The following is a 9,362-nucleotide window of genomic DNA, read 5'->3' as shown; positions in this document are numbered from 1 at the left end:
GCACGGGCGGGTGAACTCCCCGCCCGGGCCGCCGCGTCGTCCGCCGCCGGGGCTACCAGGGGCCGTACGGACCGGTGTTGCTCCGACCGCCCCGGCCGCCGCTGCCTCCGGTCAGTGCCCGGATCGCCGGGCGGACGTCCACCACGTAGACGATCGAGGCAACCAGACCGGCCAGGGTGCCGATGCCGGTGAAGAAGTTCACCCCGAACAGGAAGTCCCAGCCGAAGGAGATCGCCAGGATCGCCACCCAGAAGCCCTTGGTCTTCTTGTCGGCCGCCCGGTAGGCGTCCTCCCGGCGGGTGACCGCGTCGACCAGGGCGAACAGCTTGTAGCCGAGGATGGCGATGGTCGCCCACCAGATCGGGTTCAGATAGGAAAAGGCCAGAATCTGCAACACTCCGACCATTTCGATCTCCTCTGCTCTCGACTCCGGCACTGCGACCGCCGCCCATCCTGGCACGACGACCGTCCACAACGGGGTCAACGTCCTACGGTCACCTACTGTGCCCCTCGGGGCGCCACGTCACTCCGCGGCGTCGGCGGCGCCCTTGCGGGCCCGGGCGGGCTTCTTCGGGGCGGGCTCGGCGCCGCCCTCCGCGGCCGGGGCGGGCTCGGCCGGCTCCGCGGCCCCGACCGGCTCCACGGTCAGCTCGGGCCGCTCGGACGGCTCGCCCTCCTCCGAGGCTCCCGGGCGGGCCTTGTCCACCACGACCTTGCCGCGCTCGGCCAGCTCGTCGTAGGTCTCCTTGGCCTTCACCGCCAGCTCGACCGCGCGGGCCACCTGCTGCAGCGCGAAGCCCTGGGCCCGCTCCTGCAGGGCCTTGAGGTCGGTCGGCATGCTGGTGACGGTCTCGGTGACCTTGGCCTGCGCCCCGGTCAGCAGCGACTGCGCCTCCTGGAGCGTGGCGGTGGCCTTCTCCTGAGCGCCCTTGCGGTCCGCCGCCAGCGCCTCGACCCGGCCCGGCACCTCGCGCAGCTTCTCGTACGCGAGGTCCCCGGCGCCGGCCAGGGCGTACAGCGGGGTCGGGTCGCTGAAGGTCTTCTTGATCTCGTCGGTGATGGGCATGGTTACCGGTCCTCCCGGTGGGTGTTCTGGGTGGCTGGGCCGTCGGCCGTCGGGGTGGGGGCCGACGCGGCGTTCTCCTTGAGGAAGGCGTCGTAGACCGCGAGCAGCGCCTGCTTCTGCTGCTCGTTGATCAGCGGATCGGCCAGGATCGAGGCCCGCAGTTCCAGGCCCTCGCCCCGCCGTTCCTCCAGGATCCCGGCCTGGACGTACAGCGTCTCCGCCGAGATCCGCAGCGCCTTGGCGATCTGCTGGAGGATCTCCGCGCTCGGCTTGCGCAGCCCGCGCTCGATCTGGCTGAGGTACGGGTTGGACACGCCTGCGACCTCCGCCAGCTGCCGCAGCGAGTACTGGGCGTTGCGGCGCTGCTCGCGGATGTACTCGCCCAGCGAGCCGACGTTCAGTGAGGCCATGCGGACAGCCTGCAACACCCCGCTTGCAAATGCAAGCAGGGTGCTAGCGGCAGCAAACGCGTGCGCCCCCGTCGGGGCGCGGCCGGGGCCGGGCGGACCGGGCGGTCAGGCCAGATGGGCGAGGAGGAGCTCGATGAGCCGTTCGGGGGTGCGCAGCGGGAGGTAGTGGTCGGCGTCCGGGACGAGGTGGCCTCGGGCGCCGGGGATGCCGTCGGCGAGCCGCCGGGCGATGGCCGCGATCTCCGGGTGGTCGCGGTCGCCGTGGACGACCAGGGTGGGCGCGGCGACCGTGCCCAGGAGCGGCTCGGCCGCCCGGGCCGGGGCGCCCGCGAGGTGGTGCTCGCTGACGATCCGGCGGGCCGCGTTCTCCTCGACCATCGCCGCGATCAGCTCGCCGCCCGGCGCGCCGCGGCCCAGGGCGGCCCAGACGGAGAGCTCCAGCCCGGCCAGCTCCGCCGCGTCGCCACGGCGCCGGGCGTCGGCGTAGGCGGTGGTCTCCGGGGACGGCGGCCAGTCGTGACCGCTGACCGAGGCGCCGACCAGCCCGAGCGCGGTGACCCGGTCGGGGTGGGCGAGGGCGAAGTCCAGGGCGGTCTCCCCGCCCATGCTCAGACCGACCAGCGCGGCACCGGGCAGACCGAAGTGGTCCAGGACGGCGCCCAGGTCCGCAACGTCGTCGAAGGCCTGCTCCGGCGTGCTGGAGCGGCCGAGGCCGCGGGCGTCGTAGCGGATCACGTCGTGGTGGCGGGCGAGCGCCGGGGCGACGGCGTCCCACAGCCGGGAGTCCATGCCGGAGCCGTGCAGCAGCACCACCGGGCTGCCGGATCCTCGGCGCTCCGCCCACAGCCGGCCGCCGCCGGGGGCCGGGAGGTGGACCGTGCGGACCTGTTCCGCGGGGATGTGCTCCGCGGGGACGTGGACCCCGGAGCCGGGGGCGCCAGGGGCAGGGACGTCCGGGGCAGGGGCGTCGGGGGCGTCGGGGTGCGGGCTCATGCGGTGATCCTTCCAGAGCCCCGGCGAGGCCCGCCGGTCAGCCGGACTCGGGCAGCCGGACCGGCATCAGCACGGAGAAGGTGCCCGAACGACCGGGCGTGCGAACGGCCAGCGGGGCGATCGGGCCGCCGAGTTCGAGGAGCAGCTGCCCGGGGCGGCCGGCGTCGAGGGCTTCCAGCAGGAAGTCCCGGTTGACGGCCAGTCGGTAGCCCTCGGGGGCCGGGTCGCCGGCGACCGTCAGGCGGCCGTCCCCGGTCAGGGTCAGGACGGTGACCTCGCAGTCGGCGCCGTCCGGGCCGGAGGGCAGGGTACGAGTGGCCCCGGCCGTCACGGCCGCCCGCAGTTCGGCGGCGGAGAGGGTGATCCGGTGCTCCGGCGCGAGCCGGGTGACGGCCCGGTGGTCGGGGTAGTCGAAGTCCAGCGCGGCGCCCTCGATCCGGTGCTCCCCGACCTCGGCCCGGACCGGACCGCCGCCGAGGGTGAGCGCGACCTCCGCCGCCCCCGAGCCGAGCAGCGCGCGCAGCGCGTCCACCAGCGCGGTCGGGACGACCGTGCCCGCCACCGGCCGCTCGGGCGTGTCACCGGCGGCGGACACCTCGGCGAGGGCCATCCGGTAGCGGTCGGTGGCGACCAGGCGCAGCACCGGGCCGTCGGGCTCGAAGAGCACGCCGGCGAGCGAGGGCAGCTCCGGGTCCCCGCAGACCGCGAAGCGGACCGCGTCCAGGGCGGCCGCGAGCTCTTCGGCCGGGACGGTGAACCGGAGTCCGGCGGGGGTGGTGGTCATCGGCTGCTCCCTCTGGTCGATCATCGCGTGGATCAGGGAGAGCTCGCGGCGGGCGTCGGCGAGGCCGTCCTCCAGACGGCGCAGGTGCGCGTCGAGCACCTGCCGGGCCTCCTCGCCGCCGGGCGCGGCGCCGAGCACGGCGCGGACGTCCGCCAGCGGCAGGCCGACCCGGCGCAGCCTGGCCAGCAGCCGGGCGTCGGCGAGCTGGCCGGGCCGGTACCAGCGGTAGCCGGTCTGCGGATCGACCCAGGCGGGGGTGAGCACCTCGGCGCCGTCGTAGTAGCGCAGGGTGCCGACGCCCAGTCCGCTGGCGCGGGCCAGTTCGCCGATGCTGTGCAGCTCGCTCTCCATGCCGGTGACTCTGCGGGCTCGACCTGGTCGAGGGTCAAGCCGGGTCGGGCCGGTCGGCGCCGTCGCCGGGGGCGGGAGCGTCGGCGGCGGAAGGGACGGGGGCGGAAGGGACGGGGGCCGAGCGGGGCGCGGGCGCGGGGCCGGCGAGGTGGGCCAGCTTGTGCGGATTGCGGACGGTGCGGATCCCGGCGATCCGCACGGTGCCGTCGGGCTGTTCGGCGAATTCGAACACCGACACGGAGTCGACGGCTCCGTCCACGGTGACCAGCGCACCGGGGTCGCCGTTGACCAGGACCGGACGGGCGCCGGCACCCGCGCCGAGCTGCCCGAGCACCCCGAGGACGAAGCGGGCGACGTTCTCGGCACCGACGACCGGCCGCAGCGCGGCGCGGATCACCCCACCGCCGTCCGTCCAGGCGGTGACGTCGGGGGCGAGCAGTTCGAGCATCCGGTTGAGGTCGCCGCCGGCGCAGGCCGCCAGGAACTCGTCGGTGGCGCGGCGGCGCAGCTCGGGCGGAGCGTCGTAGCGCGGCCGGCCGGCGCGCACGTGCGCCCGGGCCCGGCTGCCGACCTGACGGCAGGCGGCTTCGGTGCGGTCCAGGGCCCCGGCGATCTCCCGGTAGGAGAATCCGAAGGCCTCCTTGAGCACGAACACCGCCCGCTCCAGCGGGGACAGGCTCTCCAGCACCACCAGCAGGGCCACCGAGACCGTCTCGGCCCGTCCGACGCCCTCGGTCGCGTCCGGCTCGGTGACCAGCGGCTCGGGCAGCCAGGGGCCGACGTAGGACTCGCGGCGCACGGCGGCCGAGTCCAGCTTGTTGAGCGCGAGGTTGGTGACCGTACGGGCCAGGAAGCCGCCGGGACCGGCGACCGGGCCGGTGACGCCGCTCCAGCGCAGCCAGGTGTCCTGGACCAGGTCCTCGGCATCGGCGACGCTGCCGAGCATCCGGTAGGCGATGCCGAAGACCGTCCGCCGGTGCTGCTCGAAGTCGGCCAACCGGGAGTCGGCCAACGGGGAGTCGGCCGACGGCGCGTCGTGGGTGTCGGTCACCCGCGCGACGCTACCGCACGGTAGCCGCCGGGCTCAGCCCCGGAAGGCCTCGTAGGCGGGGGCGAGCACGAGGGCGAGGTCGCGGCCGTGCACGGTGATGCCGGAGCGGCCGAGGCGGCGCAGCGAGGACTCGTCCGGACCGTCCTCCTCCGCCGTCGCCGGCGGTCGGCGCAGCGTGAAGTCGCCGCACCAGTAGGCGGCGACGTTGACCACGGGCGGTTTCGGCTCCTCGCTCACGCGTCCTCCTCGGCCACGGCGTCCTCCCGGGTGAGGGCGACCAGTTCGCGCAGCGCCTCGACCGGCAGGTCGGTGAGCCAGCGCTCCCCCTCCCCCACCACCGCCTCGGCCAACGAGCGCTTGGCGGCGAGGAGTTCGTCGATCCGCTCCTCGACGGTGCCGACGCAGACCAGCCGGCGGACCTGGACGTCCCGGCGCTGGCCGATCCGGAAGGCCCGGTCGGTGGCCTGCTCCTCGACCGCCGGGTTCCACCAACGGTCCAGGTGGATCACCTGGTTGGCGGCGGTCAGGTTGAGGCCGGTGCCGCCGGCCCGCAGCGAGAGCAGGAACACCCCCGGCCCGTCCGGGGATTGGAAGCGTTCGACCAGCTCCTCACGGCGTGCCCGGGCCAGGCCGCCGTGCAGGTAGAGCACCTCCTCGCCGAGCCGGCGCTCCAGGTACGGGCGGAGCATCGTGCCGAACTCGGCGTACTGGGTGAAGACCAGCGTCCGGTCGCCCTCGGCCAGCGCCTCCTCCAGCAGTTCGGCCAGCCGGGTGACCTTGCCCGAGCGCCCGCCCACCGCCGAACCGTCGTGCAGCAGTTGGGCCGGGTGGTTGCAGACCTGCTTGAGCTTGCCGATCGCGGCCAGCACCGTGCCGCGCCGCTCCACGCCCCGAATGCCCTCGACCCGCCGCAGCAGGTCGGCGACCACGGCCTGGTAGAGGCCCGCCTGCTCGGCGGTGAGGTTGCACCAGACGGTCATCTCCTGCTTGGCGGGCAGCTCGGCCGCCACCGCCGGGTCGGACTTGACCCGGCGGAGCACGAACGGCGCGGTACGGCGCAGGAGTTCGGCGGTGCGTTCGGGACTGCGGTGCAGCTCGACCGGGATCGCGTAGCGCTCCTTGAAGCGCTCGGCCGGGCCGAGCAGGCCCGGGTTGGCGAAGTCCAGGACGGCGTGCAGTTCGGCGAGCCGGTTCTCCATCGGAGTGCCGGTGAGCGCTATCCGGTGCCGGGTGACGGGAAGCGCGCGGATCGCCCGGGACTGCGCGGTGCCGCTGTTCTTGATGTGCTGGGCCTCGTCGGCGACCACCCGGCGCCAGCGGATCGCGCGCAGGGCGGCGAGGTCGCGCTGGACCAGTCCGTAGGTGGTGATGACCAGGTCCACGCCCCTGACGGCCGCGGCGAGTTGCTCCGCGCCGAGGCGGCCGGCGCCGTGGTGGACGTACCGTCGCAGACCGGGGGCGAAGCGCTCGGCCTCGCGCTGCCAGTTGCCGACCAGGGACATCGGGCAGACCAGCAGGGTGGGGCCGGCGGTGTCCTCCGTCCCCTTCGCCGCCTCCGGCCCGTCCGCCCTCTTCAGCCCGTCCGCCACCTTCGCCGCCTCCGCCGCCTCCGCCTGCTCGGAGGCGAGCAGGGCGAGAGTCTGGACGGTCTTGCCGAGACCCATGTCGTCCGCCAGCACGGCGCCGAGGCCGAGTCCGGACATGGTCCGCAGCCACGCCAGCCCGCGTTCCTGGTACGGGCGCAGCTCGGCCCGGAAGTCCGCCGGCAGCTCCGGGGCCGGGGCGGCGGCGGCCTGCCCGGCGAGCAGCTCGCCGAGCGGGCCGTCGGCGCGCACCGAGGTGACCGGCAGCCCGGCGACCGTCGCCTCCGGGTCGAGGGCGAGCCGCAGCAGCTCTCCGGCGGCGAGCACGCCGTCGCGCCGGTCGGCGAGGAAGGCGAGCGCGGCGGCGATCTGGGCCGGGTCGGCCTCCAGCCAGGTGCCGCGCACCCGGACCAGCTCCTGCTTGGCCGCGGCGAGTTCGGCCAGCTCCCGCTCGGTGAGCGGCTCCCCCTCCGGGCCGAGCGCGACCTGCCAGCGGAAGGCGACCACGGCGTCCCGGTCCACCTGGGCGGTGACCGCGAGCGAGCCGGGTGCGGGCGGGGTGGTGGCGCGCAGGGCGAGCCCGAGCCGCGGGCGGCGGCGCCACCAGGCGGGCAGCAGCACCCCGAAGCCGCCCTCGGCGAGGGCGGGCGCGGCGGTGCGCAGGAAGTCGAGCGCGCCGGCCCGGCCGAGCGGCAGGGCGGACGGGCGGGAGCGGTGGCGCAGCCCGTCCAGGGCGGGCCAGCGGTGGGCGGCGCGGGCGAGTTCGGCGACCAGCACGTCGACCGGGTCGGCGCCCTTGCGGGCGAGCGCGGCGTGGGCGGCGCCGCCCTCGTGCAGGTCGGCGGCGCGGACCAGCAGGGAGGGCTCGTCCACGGCCTGGAGCAGGAACTCCAGCTGCCACGCGTCGTCGGAGGGCCGGCCCTCCGGGTCGTCCTGATCGGGGCCGAGCGGCTCGACCAGGCGGAAGCAGAGCCGCAGCGCCGGATCGACGGGCTCGGCGGCGGCGTACCAGGCGCCGAGCCCGCGGCGCAGTTCGGCGAGTTCCTCGGGCGGGGAGCCGTCGAACCCCCCGTCGGGGGTGGCGAGGGCGTGCAGCCAGCGCTCGGCGACGGCCGCCCCCGGTCCGGCGCCGCCGTCGACCGGGAAGGGGGGCGGGGCGTCCGCCAGTGCGGCGCGGGCCTCGGCGTCCACCAGTGCGCCCAGGGCCTCGCCCAGCAGCGCGTCCCCGTCGTCGGCGCCGTGCGGCCACTCCCCCAGCAGGACAGGCGGGCAGCCCGCGGCCAGGGCGGCGGCCTCGCGGCGCCCGGCCGGGGTGAGGTCGGGCCGCCACCGGGCCTGCGGGCGGCCGTCGGCGGTGGTCACGGGCAGCGGCTGGACCCGGCCGCGGCCGACCGTCCGCCAGGCGAGGTCGTGCACTCCGGTGAGCCAGCGCAGCGAGGGGCCGTGGACCACCTCTACCCGTCCGGCGCCGGGCAGATCGCTGCTGGTGACGGCCCAGACCGGGTCGAAGACCTCACCGAGCAGCTGGGCGGCGGCCCCGGCCCCGAAGAGCAGGGCCGGCACCCGCCAGGGTGTGAGCACGGCGCCGCCGCGCGGCGGGGCGACCGGAAGGTCGGGCGAGGGCGCGGGGACGGTGCCGACGGTCGGCAGCAGCAGGGTGGCCCAGCGCTCGGGGGCCTGTCCGGCGAGCCAGCCGAGGCCCGGACCGATGCCGCCGAGCACGGCGGCCAGCTCACCGGCCGGGCAAGCGTAGGGGTGGGCGCGCGGGGCGGGCCGGTCGGGCTGCGGTTCGGCGCCGCCGGGGTGGGCGCGGGCGTCCTCGGCCCAGAGCGCCAGGTGCCCGTCCGCCCGCCAGAGCGCGTGCAGGACGAACATCGGGGGCCTTCCGGGCGGGGGTGGACCGTCCTTCGCAGCCTATCCGGGAGGTCCGACAGGGCGGGTCGGCTGAGCCGTTCGGAGGAACCCGGAACGCTGTGGTTGAAAGTTGAACGAAGTTGCCCTACGCTGGAGCCAACAAGTTGAAGCCTAAACAACTGGCTTCGAACCAAGGAGGAAGCCATGGGCCTGTTCAACCGCACCAAGACCGTCACCGCCCCCGCCGCGACCACCGTCCCGACCCCGGCCGGCCCGGACCTCGCCCACCTGACCGGCGACTGGACCGTCGACAACACCCACAGCGAGATCGGCTTCTCGGTCCGCCACGCGATGGTCACCAACGTCAAGGGCCGCTTCACCGAGTACGACGGCAAGCTGCACCTGGACGGGACCCACCCGGGCAACTCCTCGGCCGAGCTGGTGATCAAGGTCGCGAGCGTCGACACCAACCAGGCCCAGCGCGACGAGCACCTGCGCACCGGCGACTTCTTCGCCGTCGACGCCCACCCGGAGATCAGCTTCCGCAGCACCTCCGCCCAGCTGATCGGCGGCGACTCGTACCGGATGACCGGCGACCTCACCATCAAGGGCACCACCCGCCCGGTCGTGCTGGACCTGGAGTACACCGGCAGCGCCACCGACGCGTACGGCGCCGACCGGGTCGGTTTCGAGGGCAAGGCCGTCGTCGACCGCACCGAGTTCGGCCTGACCTACAACGCCGCGCTGGAGACCGGCGGCGTGCTGATCGGCGAGAAGGTCAAGCTCAGCTTCGACATCTCCGCCGTCAAGGCGGCCTGAGCCGGCCGTCCCCCCGAGCACCGCCCCTGCCCCTCCCCCCGGGGCAGGGGCGGTCTTCACGTGACGGCCGCCCGCCCGTGCGGCGGTCGGCCGCCCGCGTCCGCCCCTACGGCAACGGCACCGCGTCCGCCCCTACGGCAGCAGCGCCGCGTCCGCCTCGGGAAGCCAGCTGCCCGGCGGACGGCGCAGCCAGCCCTCGGCCGCGCCGAGCGCACCGGCCGCGGCGGCCAGTGCCCGCAGCCCCGGGTGACGCTCCCCCGGCCGGTGCACCAGGCTGACCAGGCTCAGCGGCACCGGTTCCACCAGCGGCACGTTCACCGTCCCCGGGATCCGCGGGCCGCCGACCGTGGTCAGCATCGGATCGCCGTGCCGGGCGAGGTAGCGGGCCGTCTCGTCCACGCCCACCGGCGGCACGTACGGCGCTGCCGCCGCCAGACCGTGCTCCCGCAGC

The 9,362-nt window shown here is 75.6% G+C and carries 9 protein-coding genes and 1 pseudogene; 1 reads left to right on the top strand and 9 read right to left on the bottom strand.

All coding sequences use genetic code 11. The features are described from left to right. Positions 1-52: 52 nt before the first annotated feature. The 8 genes from ACWGJO_RS39950 to ACWGJO_RS39915 all read right to left on the bottom strand — a co-directional run bounded on the left by ACWGJO_RS39950 (position 53) and on the right by ACWGJO_RS39915 (position 8,113). A complete protein-coding gene (locus ACWGJO_RS39950) occupies positions 53-406 on the bottom strand; it encodes a DUF2516 family protein (RefSeq protein WP_387689106.1) in 354 nt (117 codons plus the stop codon). A 117-nt stretch (positions 407-523) separates the two neighbouring features. Further along, positions 524-1,066 carry a hypothetical protein gene (locus ACWGJO_RS39945; protein WP_452190639.1) on the bottom strand — a complete coding sequence of 181 codons (543 nt, stop codon included), beginning with the start codon at positions 1,064-1,066 and terminating at the stop codon, positions 524-526. A 2-nt stretch (positions 1,067-1,068) separates the two neighbouring features. Continuing rightward, complete coding sequence (locus tag ACWGJO_RS39940) at positions 1,069-1,476, bottom strand: helix-turn-helix domain-containing protein (protein ID WP_387689100.1); 408 nt, start codon at positions 1,474-1,476, stop codon at positions 1,069-1,071. A gap of 105 nt (positions 1,477-1,581) precedes the next feature. After that, positions 1,582-2,469: an alpha/beta fold hydrolase gene (locus tag ACWGJO_RS39935; protein ID WP_452190637.1), complete on the bottom strand. Its 888-nt coding sequence runs from the start codon at positions 2,467-2,469 to the stop codon at positions 1,582-1,584. A 37-nt stretch (positions 2,470-2,506) separates the two neighbouring features. After that, positions 2,507-3,604 carry a DNA polymerase III subunit beta family protein gene (locus ACWGJO_RS39930; RefSeq protein ID WP_452190635.1) on the bottom strand — a complete coding sequence of 366 codons (1,098 nt, stop codon included), beginning with the start codon at positions 3,602-3,604 and terminating at the stop codon, positions 2,507-2,509. A 34-nt stretch (positions 3,605-3,638) separates the two neighbouring features. Beyond that, a complete protein-coding gene (locus ACWGJO_RS39925; RefSeq protein ID WP_452190641.1) occupies positions 3,639-4,601 on the bottom strand; it encodes an RNA polymerase sigma-70 factor in 963 nt (320 codons plus the stop codon). Between the two features lie 87 nt (positions 4,602-4,688). Beyond that, positions 4,689-4,892, bottom strand: coding sequence for a hypothetical protein (locus tag ACWGJO_RS39920; RefSeq protein WP_452190634.1), 204 nt, complete (start codon positions 4,890-4,892; stop codon positions 4,689-4,691). Then, a complete protein-coding gene (locus ACWGJO_RS39915) occupies positions 4,889-8,113 on the bottom strand; it encodes an SNF2-related protein (RefSeq protein WP_452190632.1) in 3,225 nt (1,074 codons plus the stop codon). The genes ACWGJO_RS39920 and ACWGJO_RS39915 overlap by 4 nt, the downstream gene beginning before the upstream one ends. A 183-nt stretch (positions 8,114-8,296) precedes the next feature. Between ACWGJO_RS39915 and ACWGJO_RS39910 the strand changes: the two genes are divergently transcribed. Continuing rightward, the gene (locus ACWGJO_RS39910) at positions 8,297-8,911 is read left to right on the top strand and encodes a YceI family protein (RefSeq protein ID WP_387726920.1); all 615 of its coding nucleotides are present in this window, start codon (positions 8,297-8,299) and stop codon (positions 8,909-8,911) included. Between the two features lie 132 nt (positions 8,912-9,043). Here the strand turns inward: ACWGJO_RS39910 and ACWGJO_RS39905 are convergent. Continuing rightward, positions 9,044-9,362 (bottom strand): annotated as a pseudogene (locus tag ACWGJO_RS39905) (LysR family transcriptional regulator); the annotation flags it as partial.

The sequence above is a fragment of the Kitasatospora sp. NPDC054795 genome, assembly GCF_053611565.1.
The sequence above is the reverse complement of the archived record's forward strand: the minus strand, read 5'-3'. Positions and strand labels throughout refer to the sequence as shown.